We start from the raw sequence: 17,344 nt of genomic DNA on the forward strand, positions 1-17,344 counted from the left end.
AGCAGGATTTCGCCGGTCTCACAGACAGCAGTGAAACAAATCTACAGCTATTAAGCTGACAATAAGCTTGGGTCTCTTATCCTGATGACGCGAAAGCAATTCGCTCACTTCCTTTTTTTGAATGGAGGCCTGACATGTTGCGTCACATTACTGCCACTACCCGAACCGTTCTTGCCATCACCACCCTGACTGGCCTCGTTGCCATCGATCAGGCCGTCACATCACACGGCAGTCCCGTAAGTGCGCCCAAGCAGACGCAGACGACTCTCACGGATGACGCTTCGGGATCGCCAATGGACACGGGCAATGCGCCGCTGTCCTCGCTGCAGCTCGCGGTGTTGCTTGAAGGATTCAACTGGCAGGCGCTCAACGATGCCGCACAATCTGCATACGGGCGCACTCCGTAACGTCAGGGGGCTCGCCGCACGGCGGGCCTTTTTCACTATTTCACTGCATACCCGTCAGTGCATGACGCGCTGTCGTCTGCGCGCGTTCACGGCATTCGCGATTTCGCCTGTCGGGGTTGAATGCGTTGCGCCAGGTGAACAGCCGATAAGCGACGTCATAACCGCCTCAGGCATGTCGTCGGTCGCGAGAGCGCGATCGAGACGATTTCCTCGAAGCTTCTCGACGGGCGTGTCGTCACGATCGTCGGGCCCGGTGGAATCGGCAAGACGACCGTTGCGGTGGCCGTTGCGCACAAACGCCGGGCCGACGCGAGCGGGCTGGTGAGCTTTGTCGATCTCGCACCACTGAATGCCGCGTCGCTAGTGCCGAGCGCTCTCGCCACGGCGCTCGGCAGCGGCGTCCGGTCCGAGAATCCGATTCCGAGCCTCGTTGCGTGGCTTTCCGGCAAGCGCATGCTGATCGATCCCCCGCCTCGTCGCCCTAAAACGAGCCTCGTTTTTCTTTCTGTGTTGACCGTTACAATAATCTGATTGACACCAAAGATCAAATTCGTCCACCATTATGTACCGCTCAACACAGAATGGTGGACGGAGGTTCTCCACGAGAGCAGGCTCTCGCTGAAGGAACTGAAATCAGTACGTCGATTGAGAAAACCAGGCAGCAGCCAGCGCCGACGATGCGTTCAAGTTCACAGATCGTCAGGCCACGACGCTGACATGGTTGGAACGTTGAGATGACGTGCTGTCGCTGCTTCGCTTTTTGCGACGAGCAGCGACTATTAAACCCGCCGACTGCAAGGTTGGCAAACACGCCAAGTAAGGAAGACCCCATGTCCAAAGTTGTTCTCATCACCGGTACGTCGAGCGGATTCGGCAAAGACACTGCCGAGACCCTCGCCAAGACTGGTCACAAGGTGTACGCCACGATGCGCGGCATCACGGGCAAGCATGCCGCCCATGCGAAGGAGTTGGAGGCCAAGGGCATCCAGGTACTCGAGATGGACGTGCAGAACGACGCGAGCGTCGAGGCCGCGTTCAAGGCCTTGTTCCAGCTGACCGGCGGCAAGCTCGACATCCTCGTGAACAACGCAGGCTTCATGGTCCAGGGGATCTCGGAGTCGATCACCACCGAGCACACCAGCCAGATGTTCGATGTGAACGTGATCGGCATTCAACGCGTCTTGCGCGCAGCGCTGCCGCAGCTCCGCAAGAACGGCTCTGGCCTGGTCATTAACGTCGGCTCGATCCTCGGTCGCGTCACCATCCCGTTCATGAGCCTCTATGGCGCGACCAAGTTCGCGGTGGAAGCCCTGACCGAAGGCTATCGCTACGAGCTCTCGCAGCTCGGTATCGACGTCGTGCTGGTGCAACCCGGTGCGTATCCGACCGGCCTCTACGGCCACCTCAACGGCGGGGAAGCTGACCGCACGAAGGCGTACGGCGAGGTCTCGAACGCCCAGGACGGGCTCCTGCAGATCATGCAAGGCATGTTCGGCGGTGCCGAAGCACCAAATCCGCACGACGTGGCCGAAGCCATCGCCAAGCTAGCGGCAACGCCGGCCGGTCAGCGTCCGGAGCGTGTCGTCGTGGGCAACGGGTTCGGGGCCGACGCGGTCAACGCAGCCGTCCGGCCGATCCAGAGCAGCATGATCGGCGGCCTCGGCATGTCGGGCCTGGAGAAGTTGAGGATCGCTTAAACGCGGTCGCCTGTTCCTTTCCGGCTTGGCTGGGTTACTGATGGGTTTGTTCGGGACTGAAGGAACAGGAAGAGAGGCTCCGTGAGGAGCCTCCCTCGTTTTCAAGGGATGAATCTTGCGGCGAGATCACGCGCTGACAAAGGCCAGCGTCGCGAGCAGCAAGCTAACGGGGTGACCAGGGCTCACTAGCGCTGCCTGGAGAGGGTGTGCCCAGTTGATTTTTGGCGCCATATCGATTACTGTGTCGCATGACACAGAAAGCCGATACGGCGCCGACGATCGGGCGCCCGAGAGAATTTGATCGTGATGCCGCCCTCCGGGCCGCCATGCTGGTGTTCTGGCGCAAGGGATTTCTCGCGACGTCGATGAACGACCTTTGCGATGCGATGGGCATCCGCTCCCCGAGTCTGTACGCGGCCTTCGGCAGCAAGGAGAAGGTCTATGTGGAAGCCATTGGGCTCTACAGCTCGATCGCGAATTCGCTGATCTGGACTCATATCAATGACGGACCTACCGCCCGCGAGAGCATTCACAAGGTGCTGCTGGCTGCGGCCAACGTGCTTCCTGGGTTCGAAGGTAAGCCGGCGGGCTGCATGGTCAACCTGGCGACGCTGGGAGACGAAATCCCCGGGTCGATCCCGCAGACCGTTCGGCAGGTACGCACAGATTCGCTGACCGTGATGCGCTCGGGTCTCGAACGTGGGGTCGCCGCTGGCGAGCTTCCAAAGTCAACGAATATCGACCGCCTGAGCAGGTTTTATCTTGGCGTGGTTCAAGGAATGGCGGTTCAAGCCTACGACGGAGCCACCCAGGAAGATCTGGTGAGCATGGCGGACGCGGCAATCGCCGCTTGGCCGGTCAAACACTAGGCTTCGACCAGGTCGATCTTTCCCCAGAAATCCATTTTTCCGACGTCGACGCCATACTGTCGCCAGTGCCGGCACCTAGGGCGTCGGAGTCGCGCAAGCCTGCGGTCATCGCATAGTCCTGGAGTCAAACCTCGCATTGAGGTCAGAGGCGCGCCGTGCGAAGCTGCCTCTGGTGCGAAAGCGGTCGATGACCACTGCCCGCTTCTGGCCGCGCCCGGGCGTATGCAACAGGCATATCGTTTTACATACACCACGGTGTTCTCCAGAAACGGGGACAGCGAATAACTCACGAATACCGCGCCTGATTGACGCCGTCTTACTTCAACCTTCGATCAAGCTTCATCCGCGGCCGCCGGGCGGCACAAAGCCGCCTGCGACGGTGACACGGGCGAAGCTCAGCGCTCCGCGAACGCTAGCAGCGGTTTGGCGTCGTGTGCGGCGCTCTCCGCGGCCGTGAAGGCTTCGAGTGCGCGATCAACGTGGTAGCGGCGCGCTGCCGGCGGCTTTAAGCTGCCGGCAGCCATGCGGTCGAGCAGGCTGCGCAGCGCCTGGCTGCTTTCGCTCAGCCCCTTGCGTGCAAGCCACGAGAAGATAAGCCAGCCGCGCACCTCGGCAGTTGAGTAGACAAGCGCCGGGGCGAAAATCGGCATCTCGAAGGCCGCCGGGTCTGTCTGGCGGTGCGACGACAAGGCTCCATAGACGAGCAGGCATCCGTTCGGGGCCAGCTGACGCGCGAGCGTAGCGCCCGTGCGGCCGGCGACGCAGTCAATCGCGTTCACGATGCCATTGCCGCCAGTGGCCTTCATCAGCTGCTCGGGCCAGCTTTCGTCCGCGGTGCATAGCACGACGTCACCGCCAAGCGCCTGGATCTCGGCGACCTGCTCTTCACGGCGTACGAGGCTGATGGTGCGAAACCCCTCCGCTTTCGCGATCTGCAGCACGAGGCGACCGACCGTCGAGCCGGCTGCGCTCTGGACAAGCCAGTCGCCGCGTCCGAGCTGGTGCTCCGACATCGTCATTGCCCATGCCGTCATCGGGTTGATGAGAGCCTGTGCGGCGTCCTCGTCGGAGATCGCCGCCGGTACAGGTATCGCCCGCTCAGCCGGACTGATGACCTGCTCTCTCCAGGTTCCGGGCACGTTCAGTAAAACGACGCGCTCTCCGATTCGCGTGCGCGGCACGTCGCTGCCCACGGCGTCGATGATTCCGACGCCCTCGGACCCGGGCGAGGCGGGCAGTTCGGGCTGACGCTGACGCGCGAAACGTCCACGGATGACGTGCAGGTCGGACGGGTGCACGGGCGCCAGCAGCATCCTCACGCGCACTTCAGCTGGCCCGGGTGTCGGCTCGGGCAAATCACGCCAGTGGACTACCTCTGACGGCTCGCCGTTCTGTTCGATGATCAGGGCCTTCATGTGCTTTCTCCTTCGCTCGAGTTGCGGTGTTAATCATGCCCCCACGGAAAACGATTGTCCAAAGCTATGAACGCACGATGTCTGCCGATGACTGGAGCGACCGACCGTAGGCAGCCAGCAGGTAGGGAGAGACTGCGGTGAAAGCCCGGCTTTCACCGCAGTCGGTTGAGTTCAGCCTCCGAGTCGTTTCAGGCGTGACTGATCGATTCAACCTTCGCTCGGATCATATGGCGACGCCCGGTTTTCGAGCTTCCATTTCTTCTCAGCTTCCGTATCAGGCCGAGGTGGTCGAATGCCGTCGATCAACCACAGTTCTTGCGGCGTTTCTCCGACATGCAACTCGTAGTGATAGCCTCGATCCTGGACAAATGGCGCAATCGCGGCGTTCGCCTTGCGGAGCCAGGACTTCGTCCATTCGACATCCTTGGCGATGTGTCTGGCGAAATGGTCTAACCTGATTCTGACAAAATCGCCTCGCGACTCCCCTCCCATGAAGAAGGAGTCTTTCGGCTGTTCATGAAACAGAACGCCTACATAGAAGGGAGGAATGATGTAAATGTCGGTGATTCGCCTGGCCATCTCCTGCTTGTCATCTGCCGTGTAGGCGCCAACCGGATGATAGATATTCCACAAAGGCATTTTTGTCTCCATGCATCAATAAATGCCGCGTTTCTTATGCCGGAACATCCAGGTCTCTTGCAGGAAAAGGATGAACCAGACATGAGTGAGGCGGCGGTATAGGTAGCCCAAGGATAGGCTACCGGTTAAAAAAACCAATGCGCTTCGCAACGTAGCGTTCTTAGGGAAGGCGGTCCCGCTCTCCACCCGCTCTATTGGCGACCGGGAAGGCCGAGTATGCTGCGAGCCTCGTCAGGCGTTGCCACGTCTGCGCCGATGCTTTTGACGATACTGACCGCACGTTTGACCAGCGCTGCGTTGCCTGGCGCCAGTTCCCCTTTGGCAAGATAAAGATTGTCCTCGAGGCCGACGCGGACATGCCCGCCAAGAATCACGCTTTGCGCCACGATCGGAAATTGGGCGCGCGAGATGCCGAACGCCGACCAACGGGCGTTCTCGGGCAGGTAGCGCGTCATCTGAAGAAGGCTCTCAGTGTCAGCGGACGCTCCCCATGGCACGCCAAGACATAACTGGAACAGCGGAGCCTGCAGAATCCCTTGCGTTTCGATCAGGTGGCGCGCGAGGCGCACGTGCCCGAGATCGAATACCTCAATCTCCGGCTTCACGCCAGCTTCCTCGATCAAGGTTGCCATCTTGATCAGATGGTCGGGCACGTTCACGAATGCGCGACTGCCGAAGTTCATGGTTGCGACATCCAGGGTGCAGATCTCGGGACGCAACTCGAGCACATGCCGTACCCGCGCCTCGGGCGTCATCATCGTACTAAGTTCACTTCCCCGGTTCGGGTCTTCGTCGCTGGGGACGAAACGTGCGCCAGGGCCGGTCGTCAGATTGATCAGAATCGGGCATCCGCTATCGCGGATACGCGAAACAACTTCTCTGTAGAGCGACAGCTCGGTACTTGGAGCACCGGTCCTGGGGTCCCGTACGTGAATGTGTGCGATGCTCGCGCCGGCATCACATGCAGCCATGGCCTCATTGGCGATCTGCTCGGGCGTAACCGGCACTGCAGGGTTCAGCCGCTGCGTATCGTCGCTTCCAGTGAGTGCGCAACTGATAATCGTCTTGCTTGTCATAGCGTTCCTTCAAAGGAAATATGAACGAAGCGCCACGATTGCGCGCTTCGTCTTGTGACCGGTTCAGGCCCGTCAACGGACATGGCAATGAGCGGACGGCATGCCGTGCTCCATTCAGGCGGCTTGCGCGGGGCCGAACGGTGCCGCTCCGACGGGGGCAACCCTGATCAGCTTTTTGTTGACGAATTCGTCAAAGCCCATCTGAGACAACTCCCGGCCAAACCCTGAACGCTTGACGCCACCAAACGGTAGTTCCGCCGCCGTGCCGAACGGCTGATTGATAAACACCATACCGCTGTCGATCTGCGCGGCGAGTCGCTCGCCGCGTTCGGTATCCGCAGTGAACACCGACGCGCCGAGACCGTATGGCGTACCGTTGGCGAGCGCAATCGCGGCAGCTTCGTCCTCGACGCCGTAGAACGCTGCGACGGGGCCGAACAGCTCTTCGGCAAAGACGGGATTCTGCGGCGAGATGTCGGTCAGAACAGTCGGTTGCAAGTAGAAGCCCGGGCGCTCAACGCGCTTTCCGCCACACACAATGCGTGCGCCGTGCGAAACCGCGCGATCGATCTGCTCAAGCAGCAACGTCAACGCGCGCTCGGACGAAAGCGGGGCGACGGCGGTCGCAGGATCGGCCGGGTCGCCTGTCTCGAGCGCAGCCATCCGCTGCGCGAAGCGTTCGAGAAAAGCGCCGCCGCGCGTCTTGCCGACCACGATGATGCGCTTCGAACCCACGCAGCATTGACCCGCATTGAGCATGCGGCCCGCCACCGCGCTCTGGACCGCCCAGTCAAGCGGCGCATCTTCCAGCACGATGAGCGGATCGCTTCCGCCCAGTTCGAGCACGACCTTCTTCACATTGCGGCCGGCACGCTCGGCGACGGCGGCGCCGGCCCGTTCGCTGCCCGTCAGGGTCACCCCTTGGACCCGCGGGTCTTCGATGACGCGGCCGGCTTGCTGGATTGAAATAAACAGATTCGTATACACGCCTTCGGGCGCGCCTGCTTCCTCGAACAAGCGAGCAAAGGCCAACGCCGATTGCGGCACACTTTCCGCATGCTTGAGCAGCAGGACGTTGCCCACCATTAATTGCGGACCGGCTACGCGCGCGATCTGATAATACGGAAAATTCCATGGCTCGATGCCGAAGAGCACGCCGATTGGCTCAATGTGCACGGTTGCGCCTGGCGCCTCCGCAAGCGGGCGCGGTTGCAGATATGCGTGCGCGTGCTTTGCGTAGTAGTCCAGGATGTTCGCCGACGATTCCACTTCTTTGCGTGCTTCGGCGCTGCGTTTGCCCATTTCCAGTGTCAGATAGCCCGCGTATTCGTCAGCCTTCTCGCGCAATAGCGCCGCCGCACGCGACACAATGCGCGCCCGGTCGCTGACCGGACGATGGCGCCAGTCGGTTTCAAAAGCGCGCTGCGCTGCAACCAGCTTCGCTTCGAGCAACGGGTCGGATATTTCGTCGTAGGTGGCGAGCAGGTCGCCGGTAGCGGGATTGATCGTCGTGTACGGCATGAATTTCTCCACGAAAGGTTGGCATCCAGTCATTGCGTTGGCTAATGTTAACACCGTTATCACCTCCTTTGACCAGCTTTTCGAGATCGGGAATAACCCGCATTGAATATTCATGTTAACGCCGTTAGCATGCTCATGTATCTTTCAACCGGAGCGAACGACATGGCAAAGGGATATTGGGTGGCGGCGTATCGGGCGGTCTATGACGCAAGCAAGCTCGCGGCGTACGGCGTCCTCGCGACACAGGTGGTGAGAGCGGCAGGTGGAAAATTTCTGGTGCGAGGCGGTGAAGTCGTTGCGTTCCAGGCGGGTCTCAAGGAACGGACGGTCGTGGTCGAATTCCCGAGTTTCGAGCAGGCACTCGCGACATTTCAGAGTGAGGCCTATCAGAATGCCTTGGCCGTGCTGGGAGATGGAGCGGAAAGAGATGCGCGCGTAGTGGCAGGCCTCGATGACTGAGATGCTCGCAGGTGCTTAAGCCAACGGAGAACGCTGGCACCGCTGTGTTATCCATATGTTAATGCCATTAACATTAAACTGAAGAATATTTGAATCTGACAAAACGGAGCAATAATGGACGAAGCAATTGTTCTGAAAGAACTCAAAGGTCATGTGACGGTTCTTACGATGAACCGTCGCCCACATAACCTGATGGGTCCGACGCTGTATCGCGCGCTACTCGACGAATTCGACGAGGCAGTGAGACGTGGCTCCCGAGCGATCCTGCTGCGCAGTGGTCTTCGGCACTTCTCGGCCGGTGCCGAGGTAGCACTTTTTCCGGATCGCATTGCCAAGCAAGGAAAGGCGCTAGTGGATCCGCTCGAGGTGCTTCGTGGCTTCGAGACACTACCGATCCCGATCGTCGTCGCGGTGAACGGCACATGCCTCGGCGGCGGCTTCGAAGTGGCGCTTGCCTGTGACTTCAGCGTAGTTGCCGAATCGGCCAAGATCGGTTCGGTCGAGGTCGCGCTCGGTTTGCATCCGCTGCTCGGTGGCATCCAGCGTCAGGTGATGCGAGCCGGCCCAGCTCGTGCGAAAGAACTCGCGTTGCTCGGTCGCCGTTACGACGCGGCCACGCTCGAACGCTGGGGCCTGATCAATCTCGTTGTGGCTGACGACAAGCTCGATGAAGTGGCGCTCTCAATTGCGCAAGAACTGGCGGCCGGTCCAACCATCGCGCATGCCGCCACGAAGCGGCTCGTACAGGTCGCGGTCAACGAAGGCGTCGCTGCCGCCGACGAGGCGATGTTCGAACTGCAGAAGCCGATCTGGGCATCGCAGGATATTAAGCGTGGACTGGAGGCCTTCGATAAGGCTGGCCCGGGTACTGCCATTTTCGAAGGGAATTGACATGGCCGGACCACTTGAAGGACTGAAGGTCGTCGATTTTTCCCGCGTGCTGGCCGGTCCCCTGTGCGCGCGGACGCTAGCCGATCTCGGCGCCGACGTAATCAAGATCGAGCCGCCGCGGCCCGATGTGTCGCGTGCCGCGTTCCCGAATCGCGACGGTATGTCGGGCTACTATGCGCAACAGAATAGTGGCAAACGTAACGTCAGCATCGATTTGAACGTGCCGCGCGCACGCGAGCTTGTGCTACGCCTGTGCGACGAAGCAGACATCATCGTCGAGAATTTTCGGGCCGGCACGCTCAAGGGCTTTGGACTCGACTACGACACGCTCTCCCGGCGCAACCCAAAACTGGTCTACGTATCAATCACGGGCTATGGCCAGCGCGGCCCGTGGGCATCGCGCATGGCATATGCTCCGACTGTGCAGGCAGAAACGGGCTTCACGCACAACACGCTGCGCCATTTCGACGGCGCGGACGAGGGCCGCAGATGGACCGACCCTCTATCACACGCGGACGTCTATGCGGGACTGCAAGCAACGATCGCCGTGCTCGCGGCAGTGCGCAAACGTGAAGTAACCGGACGCGGCCAATACATCGATGTCGCGATGGCTGCTGTGATGCTGTCGATCAACGAACGCGCTCACCTTGATCTGGCGGGTGTCGATACGGGCGCCGAACCGGGCATCCTCGGTGCTGCTGACGGCCCCCACTTCGTCGGCCCCGACGGCGAAGAGTTCGTGGCGGCGCAAAGCATCGTCGGCAGCAACACGTTTCCGAACTACTTGCGCGCCATGCGCCGTATGGACCTTGCGCAGGATCCGCGCTTCAGCACGGCTGATCGCCGTCTGCAGAACTACAAGGCACTGCACGCAGTGATCCAGACGTGGATGCTCTCATTCCGCGATCTCAAGACGCTCGACGCGCAGCTCGACGAGGCGAAGATCGCGATAGGCCAGATCCGTACGCTGAAGGAATTGGCCGAGACCGATTGGGCAAAGCAGTGGGGTGCGGTGCACGAGATTCCGGATCGCCGCGGCGGCTCGTATCTGATACACGGCTATCCATGGCACTTTTCCGATGACGAGCTTGGAATGCGCAGCGCACCCGCGTTTCGTGGCGAGCACAACGAGCAGGTGTTCCGCGAAGCGGGTCTGGCGGATATCGACATTCGCAATGCGGTCGACACAGGCATTCTGGTCGGTGGACCGCCGCCGTCCACCAAGACGATCGACACTGCCGCTCTCGCGGAAGCGAGTATGTCGCACAAAGTGACGGACGATCTTTGATCACCGCAATACGCCTTGTATTACCGGTATCAACACAGGACATCGGAGGACCGAATGGAAGCGGTGAAGCAAGTGTTCGAGGCCGGCTTCTACCCGGGCGTGGTGTTGTACTTCAATGCATTCGATGCAGCCCGAAACCAGGCAGTGCCACCAAGCCGCTAGAATGGTGCAGCGACACACGCTTGTTTAACCCGTGATCCCGCGATATTGTGTGCTTCTTTGCGCAGAATTTATAATCGATCCCTTGTTTTGCCCCACGAACGAAGGTCAAGTGAGTCCTAAGTCATCTATCGCGAAGAATGCGGATTACCACCACGGCAATCTGCGCAACGCGCTCATCGAAGCTGGGCGCAGCGCGCTCATGGATGTATCGGCGCAAGACCTGAGCCTGCGTTACCTCGCGCGCATGGTTGGAGTGTCAGAAGCCGCGCCGTCGCGACATTTTTCGGGTATCGACGAACTGCTGGCCACGATCGCGGCGAGTGGTTATCGTGACCTCGCTGCGCTGCGCGTTGCGATCCGCGAGAGCGAAGATACGGCGCTTGCCAAAGCGTACCGGATGATGCGGGTGTATGTTGAGTTCGCGCAGCGCCACAATGGGCTCTTCGGTCTGATGATCGGGCCTCGCATCGTGGCGCATCAGGCGTATCCAGAACTCGCCGAGGAAAGTAACAGGTCTTTTGGGTTGTTTTCCGAGACGATTGAGGCGTTAGCCATCGAAAGTGGCTGGTCCCATGCCGATCTCAAACTCGTGACCCATGCCGCGTGGAGCATGGAACATGGTCTCGCAACGCTGATTCTGGCGAACCGCGCGCCGCGGGCGGACACCAAAGTCGCGATCCCAAAGTTGATCGACTTCGTCGTGATGACGCTACTTGGCGCCATCACGGCGGGTCCGGATCATCTCCAGAGCGTGATTCAGCAATGCGCGCCCTCTCAGAAGCCAGTGGTTACGCGCACAGCTCGAAAGCGCGCCAAAGCGTAGTCGTCGTCCGCTTTATTGACCTGAGGTCAGCGCAGCGTCCGGAAACTCACGCGAACTTCTTCCGTGAAGGCCTGCGGTTGCTCCCAGGCCGCGAAGTGCCCGCCCTTCGGAAGGCGGTTGTAGTGAATCAGCTTCGGATACGCCTTCTCGGTCCAACTCCGCGGGGCCGCGTAGATCTCATCCGGAAACACGCTGACGGCAACGGGAATCGCAACGTGCTTCGGCGCAAAGAAGTTGAGCTTGTTTTCCCAATACAGCCGCGCCGACGAAACACCCGTATTCGTCAGCCAATAGAGCGTGACATTGTCGAGCACGTCGGCTCGCGACAGTCCCTCGGGCTGGCCGTCAAAGACGCGGGCAATCATCGCCTGACTGGCTGCGTCGTGATCGAGCATCCATGCGGCGAGGCCGATCGGCGAATCTTCGATTCCATACAGCGTCTGCGGACGGTTCGCCATCTCTTGCGCGTAGCCGAGGCCATGCTTGTAGAAATAGTCGAGTTGATCGAACGCGTGCTGTTCATCGGTAGTAAGACCGGCCGGCGGCGGGTTTCCGTACTTGAGCGCGTTGGCAACATCGTCCGGTACGGTGGCGGGCATGTTGGTGTGAATGCCAAGCAGTTCCGGCGGCGCGATGAGCGCCATCTGTTCCGTGACCGCGTTGCCCCAGTCGCCGCCTTGCGCCACGTAGCGCGTGTATCCAAGGCGCGTCATCAATACGATCCAGGCGCGCGCGATACGTGCAGGATCCCAGCCCGTCGTGGTCGGTTTGCCTGAGAAGCCGTAGCCCGGCAGCGAAGGAATCACTACGTCGAAAGCGTCCGAAGCATTTCCACCATGAGCCGTTGGGTTGGTCAGCGGATCGATGATCTTCAACTGCTCGATGATCGAGCCAGGCCATCCGTGCGTGACGATGAGGGGTAACGCATTCTGATGTTTCGAGCGAACGTGGATGAAATGGATGTCGAGCCCATCGATCTCGGTGACGAATTGCGGCAGCGCGTTCAGTCTCGCTTCGACCTTGCGCCAGTTGTAATCTGTCGACCAATACCGCGCGAGCTTTTGCATCGTCGCAAGCTGCACGCCTTGCGATGCATCCGTGACGGTTTCGCGTTCCGGCCAACGTGTCGACTTGACGCGCCTGCGCAAATCGACAAGTAGCGATTCCGGCACGTGCACACGAAGCGGACGGATCGCGGCTTTGTCGCCGCCCCCCGGTGGGGCAACTTCAGTAATGGATTGACTCGTTTCCGCAAAGGCGTACCGGCTCAATGAGGTTGCAGCAAGGGACGCCATTGCCACACCAATAAAGCGACGGCGCGACGGCGCATGGGGGTCGATAGTGTTTAACACACAAACTCCTACAAGAATTTAGTAATCTTAACGAGAGCGCAGGATTGAAACGGAGAGTCCAAGAGCGAACAGAAGGAGACCAAGGGTAGCGGTACAGGCCAGTGCGGTGCTATTCATTGGATACCCCTCGCGTGGCACGGAAGCAAGCGCTGCAAGTTAGATCTGCGGTTGGCCAGGTTTTCTGGGTTTGTGTGCATATGCATATATAGACAGGAGCAGTTCAAGAATGGTTCAAGCCGGGTTCGGAGGGGGAGACGAGCGCCATTCCTCCGCCTATCCCACGGCCATCCCCAGACACTGGTGAAACTCGGGTCGTAGGAGGGGTGCGCGAAGACGAGTCGCCAGCGCCTGCAGGCGCTGCTCGTTGCGAGCAACGAGCACCATGTCATATCCGCGCCTGGTCAGGCGATCGGCATACACGGCTCCGATCCCGGACGATGCACCGGTAACAACGGCGGTGCCCTTGGACTGCTTCTGAGTCATGTGAAATCTCCTTGGAAGACATACACTCTTTCTGCATGCCCATGGTGAGGCTTTGGGGGATGGCTTAAAAGACATAAATCCAATGTTTTGGGACAACCAGCGCTTCTGGACAGGTCCCAGAATTGCATCGCTACTGGAGCGGGGCTATGCTTGGCTGAAATCGCCGACATCTGCGTTTTGGGACATTCTATGAAGACCGTTGCCTTGTTGATCTTCCCGGGGTTCGAGATCCTCGACCTCGCCGTCATTGCCGTGTTCGAGTCGGCGAACAGGGAGCTCGGGTACGAGTCCTATCGGCAAGTCCGGCTGTCCGAAGTAGGGGGGCCGGTTCCAAGCTACTCGGGCGCGACGGTGGACTCGCGCAAGTTCGGGAGCGCGGCGTTCGATACGCTGCTCGTCCTCGGTTCCATCCAGGCTCCGACTTCCACACCGAGGATGAGGTCATTCCTGAAGCGCGCCGCGCAGGCTTGCAGGCGAGTGGGCAGCATCTGCACCGGCGCGTTCATTCTCGCGGAAGCTGGGGTCCTCGACGGCCGCCGTGCAACTACTCACTGGTCTGCGGCTCAGGAGCTTCAGCGGCGACACCCAGGCGTGAAGGTTTTGCCGGACCGAATCTTCACGAACGACGGCGGCGTGTGGACATCGGCTGGCATGACCGCGTGCATCGACCTGGCTTTGGCCATGGTCGAGGAAGACCATGGAGCGGAGGTGGCGAAGGCCGTGGCGAAGAAGCTGGTGGTCTACCACCGGCGCACCAGTGGCCAGTCCCAGTTTTCGGCACTGCTGGAGCTTCAGCCCAGGTCGGACCGCATACAAAAGGTGCTTTCCTTCGTCAGGGGCAATCTTCACAAGAATCTTTCCGTGGAAGTCATCGCTGACCTCGCGCACGTGAGCCCAAGGCAACTGAGCCGAATCTTCAAGGTTGAGACCGGACAGTCTCCTGCTCAGGCGGTGGAGAAGCTGCGCGTCGATGCCGCTCGCAGCCTCGTCGACGCCGGGGAGCTCTCACTTGCAGTGATCGCCAGGGAGACCGGTTTCGGCGACACCGAAAGGATGCGCAGTGCATTCGTCAGGACGCTGGGCCAACCTCCCCAAACCATCCGACGGGTTGCCAGGCAGCAAGCTGCCTAGCCGGTCAGAAGGTCTGGTCGGCGATAACGCTGGACACTGTTTCCAGTGATCGCCTGAGCGTGGCCAGGTCGACAGACCCAATCGCCAATCGAATGGCGTGAGGCACGTGAGTCGACGTCGAGAACGGAAGGGCTGTCGACACTGAAATCCCCTCGCGCACCAACGCCATCGCAATTGCATCCGCGCGAACCTCCTGTGCCAGAGGAATCCAGACGAAGTACGACGCAGGATGGCTGATCCTCTTGAGCTGGCCCAGAACCTCGGCGACCAGGTCCTGACGCATTGTGGCATCCCGCCGCTTGTCCTCTTCAAGCCGGGCTACTGTGCCGTCCTCCATCCAGCTGCAGGCGATGGCCGTCATGGTCGCCGGGGTATTCCAGGTCGTCGCCCGGATCGCTTGTTCGAACCTCGGAATCCATTCGCGCGGTGCACAGACGAAACCGACGCGCAGACCTGTCGCGACACTCTTCGACAAGCTCGACACATAGACCGTCGTCTCCGGAGCCAGCGATGCCAACGGAGGCGGCGCACCTTCAGCGAGGAATGCGTAGGCCGCGTCCTCGATGAGGACCAGTCCATGTTGTCGAGCGATGGTGACAAGTTCCCTACGTCGGCTCGTGCTCATCACCCAGCCGAGCGGGTTGTGCAGCGTCGGCATCGCGTAGACGGCACGCACGCGTCGTCGCTTGCACAGGGCCGCCAATGCGTCCAGATCAGGGCCGCGCCCAGCGGCCGGGATCGGCGCGAGTTCCAGTCGAGCGGCCTCGGCAGCAAGCTTGAATCCCGGGTAAGTCAGCGCGTCCACAGCCACCACGTCGCCGGGTTCGAGTAACGCCATGGCGGTCGTCGTCAGTCCATGCTGCGCGCCGCTCACGAGCAAGGTGGTTTCGAGCGTTGCCGCCAGGCCCCCGCTGGCCAGGTGGCGTGCCGCCGTTACCCGCTCGTGCTCGCGCCCGCCGTGGGGCTGGTATCGAAGCAAGGACTCCAGGTCACCTGCCGACGCGAGCTGGCGCAGCGCTGCCCTGAGAAGATCGGTCTGGCCCGGTGAAGACGGATAGTTGAAGCTCAGGTCTACCGTGTCCGCACTCCACGAATGCAGGTCAATGCCTTGACCGCGGGGGAGAGGCTCCTTAACAAATGTGCCGCGGCCGGTTTCGCCGCTCACCAGACCCATCGCTTGCAGCTCCGCGTAGACACGCGTGGCCGTGACCAGCGCCAGGCCCTCGCGAGTAGCCAGAGCACGGTGTGTCGGCAGACGCGTCCCGGGACGCAGGCGGCCGGCACGGATGTCGGCCGCGAGGCTGTCGACCACTTGTTTGTAGCGGGGCTCAGGCATGTCTCAATGTATCCATGACAATTATTTGATTGTATTGATTATCGGCTCTACCATGACTCAACACAACCTCTCGACCCCGCACGAGGACGCCATGCACATCGCCATTCTGACCTTTGAGGGCTTTAACGAACTCGACTCGCTGATCGCGCTCAACATCCTCAACCGCGTCAAGAAGCCCGGCTGGCGGGTTTCGATCGCCAGCCCGGCGGACAGGGTGCGTTCGATGAACGGCGTGGTGCTGGAGGCGCAAGCGTCGCTGAACGACGCGTGTCAGGCCGACGTGGTGCTGGTCGGCAGTGGGACAAAGACCCGGGACGTCGTCGCCGATGCCGCGTTGATGTCGCAGTTGAGGCTCGACCCGACGCGTCAGATGCTCGGCGCGCAGTGCTCGGGCACACTGATACTCGCGAAGCTAGGCTTGCTGGACGGCGTCCCGGCCTGTACGGACGTGACCACCAAACCGTGGGTCGAAGAAGCCGGCGTGGCGGTGCTAAACCAGCCGTTCGTGGCGAAGCGGAACGTCGCGACCGCAGGCGGGTGCCTGGCGTCGCAGTATCTGGCGGCCTGGTTAATCGCGCGTCTGGAAAGTGTCGATGCTGCACGCAGCGCGATTCACTATGTCGCCCCAGTGGGGGAGAAGGAGACCTACGTGACGCGCGCGATGGCGAACATTTCGCAGTTTCTCTAAGGGGAACAGATCGGCCATTCAAGGTTGAGTATCCTGGCTGTGTCGCGTGACCAGCATAGAAAACCCCGCCTGCCTTCCGTTTCTCTACCGGCGCGCTGATGACAATGCGGCCCACCTCCCGTCTCAATATTGAGACAGGTTTTGCGGCACTTCGATTCTTGTTCGTTGGCCTCTGGCTGCGCCTGAATATTCGATACGAACCCTCGCTCCAGCCTTATGCACGCTGGACACGTGGGGTGGCATGGACGTGACCGCCTACATACGAAACGATCATTTCCAACCCGGTCAAGTCTCTGACATGTAACGGTTGCGAAACATTAGGCGCCTGTCTGGCACTCGTCGATCGCACTGGAACAACGCCGCTTGTCGCGTAGCAAGCGTTTGCGCCCTCATGGCACGGTCATTGCGGTATGAGCGTCACAAGCGAGTCTGTTGCGGCCGAAATCAAGCCTGAAACAATCCACGGAAGCGATACCAGCAGAACCTCGCACGCGTGATCGTGGAAAGGCCAATGCGCTTTCGACGCAAGCGGCGGGGCCATCGAAAAAATCCATAAAAGTCGGACCTATATTTCGCATTACATATTAATAGTCACTGGTGAAAGCGACTGGTCATGGTGTTTTCATCTGGAGGGGAAGCTCATGAGCGCGATATATCGTGCCGGCATTGCTCGTGCAACGCTCGTGGTGACTTGTGCGCTGTCTTTACCCGCACAGGCCGCCCTTGGCGAAAGAGTTAGCAGCGTAGGCAGCGACCAGGTTCGCATGCATGCCACGGCACACAGCGCCACATCGCAAACCGCGTACACGGTGCATCTGATTACGCTGCCGTCGGGCACCGTGGTGCGCGAGTATGTCGCGGCGAACGGAATCGTGTTCGGCGTCGCGTGGGAAGGCCCGACCTTGCCGAACCTGAAGGCTGCACTGGGCGAGGCCTTCGATCAATACGTCGCGGCCACCGCGACGCGTCGGGCAACCCCGCTTGCCGTCTCGAACGATGCGCTGGTGGTGTTCTCGGGCGGTCATTTACGTGCGTTCGCGGGTTACGCGTATCTGCCGCAAGCGCTCCCCGCTGGCGTCGACGCCAGCGTCATTCAATAGCGGAGCT

The 17,344-nt window shown here is 60.5% G+C and carries 16 protein-coding genes and 1 pseudogene; 10 read left to right on the forward strand and 7 right to left on the reverse strand.

Features of this window, described 5'->3' with window-relative positions; translation table 11 throughout:
* The first annotated feature begins 134 nt into the window (after positions 1-134).
* The 3 genes from SB772_RS11780 to SB772_RS11790 all read left to right on the forward strand — a co-directional run bounded on the left by SB772_RS11780 (position 135) and on the right by SB772_RS11790 (position 2,973).
* On the forward strand, positions 135-407 hold the full coding sequence (locus SB772_RS11780; protein ID WP_410833433.1) for a hypothetical protein: 273 nt from the start codon (positions 135-137) through the stop codon (positions 405-407).
* Positions 408-1,237: 830 nt separating this feature from the next.
* Positions 1,238-2,104, forward strand: a complete 867-nt coding sequence (locus tag SB772_RS11785; RefSeq protein ID WP_410833434.1) for an SDR family oxidoreductase — start codon at positions 1,238-1,240, stop codon at positions 2,102-2,104.
* A 248-nt stretch (positions 2,105-2,352) separates the two neighbouring features.
* Positions 2,353-2,973, forward strand: coding sequence for a TetR/AcrR family transcriptional regulator (locus SB772_RS11790; RefSeq protein ID WP_410833435.1), 621 nt, complete (start codon positions 2,353-2,355; stop codon positions 2,971-2,973).
* Positions 2,974-3,368: 395 nt separating this feature from the next.
* Here SB772_RS11790 and SB772_RS11795 read toward each other — a convergent pair whose 3' ends face one another.
* The 4 genes from SB772_RS11795 to SB772_RS11810 form a co-directional block, all read right to left on the reverse strand.
* Positions 3,369-4,388 carry a zinc-dependent alcohol dehydrogenase family protein gene (locus SB772_RS11795; RefSeq protein ID WP_410833436.1) on the reverse strand — a complete coding sequence of 340 codons (1,020 nt, stop codon included), beginning with the start codon at positions 4,386-4,388 and terminating at the stop codon, positions 3,369-3,371.
* Positions 4,389-4,595: 207 nt separating this feature from the next.
* Positions 4,596-5,027, reverse strand: a complete 432-nt coding sequence (locus SB772_RS11800) for a tautomerase family protein (protein WP_410833437.1) — start codon at positions 5,025-5,027, stop codon at positions 4,596-4,598.
* 191 nt (positions 5,028-5,218) lie between these two features.
* On the reverse strand, positions 5,219-6,103 hold the full coding sequence (locus tag SB772_RS11805) for a 3-keto-5-aminohexanoate cleavage protein (RefSeq protein ID WP_410833438.1): 885 nt from the start codon (positions 6,101-6,103) through the stop codon (positions 5,219-5,221).
* Positions 6,104-6,217: 114 nt separating this feature from the next.
* Positions 6,218-7,624: an NAD-dependent succinate-semialdehyde dehydrogenase gene (locus SB772_RS11810; protein ID WP_410833439.1), complete on the reverse strand. Its 1,407-nt coding sequence runs from the start codon at positions 7,622-7,624 to the stop codon at positions 6,218-6,220.
* Positions 7,625-7,786: 162 nt separating this feature from the next.
* On the opposite strand from SB772_RS11810, the gene SB772_RS11815 reads away from it, so the two are divergent.
* From SB772_RS11815 to SB772_RS11830, 4 genes are all read left to right on the forward strand, one after another.
* The gene (locus SB772_RS11815) at positions 7,787-8,083 is read left to right on the forward strand and encodes a DUF1330 domain-containing protein (protein WP_410833440.1); all 297 of its coding nucleotides are present in this window, start codon (positions 7,787-7,789) and stop codon (positions 8,081-8,083) included.
* Between the two features lie 114 nt (positions 8,084-8,197).
* The gene (locus SB772_RS11820; RefSeq protein WP_410833441.1) at positions 8,198-8,974 is read left to right on the forward strand and encodes an enoyl-CoA hydratase/isomerase family protein; all 777 of its coding nucleotides are present in this window, start codon (positions 8,198-8,200) and stop codon (positions 8,972-8,974) included.
* A 1-nt stretch (position 8,975) separates the two neighbouring features.
* Positions 8,976-10,262 carry a CaiB/BaiF CoA transferase family protein gene (locus SB772_RS11825; protein ID WP_410833442.1) on the forward strand — a complete coding sequence of 429 codons (1,287 nt, stop codon included), beginning with the start codon at positions 8,976-8,978 and terminating at the stop codon, positions 10,260-10,262.
* A 193-nt stretch (positions 10,263-10,455) separates the two neighbouring features.
* Positions 10,456-11,247, forward strand: a complete 792-nt coding sequence (locus SB772_RS11830) for a TetR/AcrR family transcriptional regulator (RefSeq protein ID WP_410833443.1) — start codon at positions 10,456-10,458, stop codon at positions 11,245-11,247.
* A 26-nt stretch (positions 11,248-11,273) separates the two neighbouring features.
* On the opposite strand, the gene SB772_RS11835 is transcribed toward SB772_RS11830, so the two are convergent.
* Both SB772_RS11835 and SB772_RS11840 read right to left on the reverse strand, forming a co-directional pair.
* Entirely contained in the window at positions 11,274-12,542 is a 1,269-nt protein-coding gene (locus SB772_RS11835) for an epoxide hydrolase family protein (protein ID WP_410833444.1), read from the reverse strand.
* Positions 12,543-12,929: 387 nt separating this feature from the next.
* Positions 12,930-13,082 (reverse strand): annotated as a pseudogene (locus tag SB772_RS11840) (SDR family NAD(P)-dependent oxidoreductase); the annotation flags it as partial.
* A gap of 189 nt (positions 13,083-13,271) precedes the next feature.
* Here SB772_RS11840 and SB772_RS11845 point away from each other — a divergent pair.
* Positions 13,272-14,213, forward strand: a complete 942-nt coding sequence (locus SB772_RS11845; protein WP_410833703.1) for a GlxA family transcriptional regulator — start codon at positions 13,272-13,274, stop codon at positions 14,211-14,213.
* Positions 14,214-14,217: 4 nt separating this feature from the next.
* Here SB772_RS11845 and SB772_RS11850 read toward each other — a convergent pair whose 3' ends face one another.
* Positions 14,218-15,549 (reverse strand): PLP-dependent aminotransferase family protein, encoded by a 1,332-nt coding sequence (locus SB772_RS11850; RefSeq protein WP_410833445.1) that lies wholly within the window; start codon positions 15,547-15,549, stop codon positions 14,218-14,220.
* A gap of 91 nt (positions 15,550-15,640) precedes the next feature.
* On the opposite strand from SB772_RS11850, the gene SB772_RS11855 reads away from it, so the two are divergent.
* Complete coding sequence (locus SB772_RS11855; protein WP_410833704.1) at positions 15,641-16,237, forward strand: DJ-1/PfpI family protein; 597 nt, start codon at positions 15,641-15,643, stop codon at positions 16,235-16,237.
* 641 nt (positions 16,238-16,878) lie between these two features.
* A complete protein-coding gene (locus SB772_RS11860) occupies positions 16,879-17,337 on the forward strand; it encodes a DUF2844 domain-containing protein (protein WP_410833446.1) in 459 nt (152 codons plus the stop codon).
* The last annotated feature ends 7 nt before the right edge of the window (positions 17,338-17,344 follow it).

It is taken from the genome of Paraburkholderia sp. SIMBA_030 (genome assembly GCF_046535245.1).
Lineage (GTDB): Bacteria > Pseudomonadota > Gammaproteobacteria > Burkholderiales > Burkholderiaceae > Paraburkholderia.

Excerpts from the sequence above, each read along its gene's own strand:
- SB772_RS11780 (WP_410833433.1), top strand. The coding sequence starts at position 135 with ATGTTGCGTCACATTACTGCCACTACCCGAACCGTTCTTGCCATCACC.
- SB772_RS11785 (WP_410833434.1), top strand. The coding sequence starts at position 1,238 with ATGTCCAAAGTTGTTCTCATCACCGGTACGTCGAGCGGATTCGGCAAA.
- SB772_RS11790 (WP_410833435.1), top strand. The coding sequence starts at position 2,353 with ATGACACAGAAAGCCGATACGGCGCCGACGATCGGGCGCCCGAGAGAA.
- SB772_RS11795 (WP_410833436.1), bottom strand. The coding sequence starts at position 4,388 with ATGAAGGCCCTGATCATCGAACAGAACGGCGAGCCGTCAGAGGTAGTC.
- SB772_RS11800 (WP_410833437.1), bottom strand. The coding sequence starts at position 5,027 with ATGCCTTTGTGGAATATCTATCATCCGGTTGGCGCCTACACGGCAGAT.
- SB772_RS11805 (WP_410833438.1), bottom strand. The coding sequence starts at position 6,103 with ATGACAAGCAAGACGATTATCAGTTGCGCACTCACTGGAAGCGACGAT.
- SB772_RS11810 (WP_410833439.1), bottom strand. The coding sequence starts at position 7,624 with ATGCCGTACACGACGATCAATCCCGCTACCGGCGACCTGCTCGCCACC.
- SB772_RS11815 (WP_410833440.1), top strand. The coding sequence starts at position 7,787 with ATGGCAAAGGGATATTGGGTGGCGGCGTATCGGGCGGTCTATGACGCA.
- SB772_RS11820 (WP_410833441.1), top strand. The coding sequence starts at position 8,198 with ATGGACGAAGCAATTGTTCTGAAAGAACTCAAAGGTCATGTGACGGTT.
- SB772_RS11825 (WP_410833442.1), top strand. The coding sequence starts at position 8,976 with ATGGCCGGACCACTTGAAGGACTGAAGGTCGTCGATTTTTCCCGCGTG.
- SB772_RS11835 (WP_410833444.1), bottom strand. The coding sequence starts at position 12,542 with ATGGCGTCCCTTGCTGCAACCTCATTGAGCCGGTACGCCTTTGCGGAA.
- SB772_RS11845 (WP_410833703.1), top strand. The coding sequence starts at position 13,272 with ATGAAGACCGTTGCCTTGTTGATCTTCCCGGGGTTCGAGATCCTCGAC.
- SB772_RS11850 (WP_410833445.1), bottom strand. The coding sequence starts at position 15,549 with ATGCCTGAGCCCCGCTACAAACAAGTGGTCGACAGCCTCGCGGCCGAC.
- SB772_RS11855 (WP_410833704.1), top strand. The coding sequence starts at position 15,641 with ATGCACATCGCCATTCTGACCTTTGAGGGCTTTAACGAACTCGACTCG.
- SB772_RS11860 (WP_410833446.1), top strand. The coding sequence starts at position 16,879 with ATGAGCGCGATATATCGTGCCGGCATTGCTCGTGCAACGCTCGTGGTG.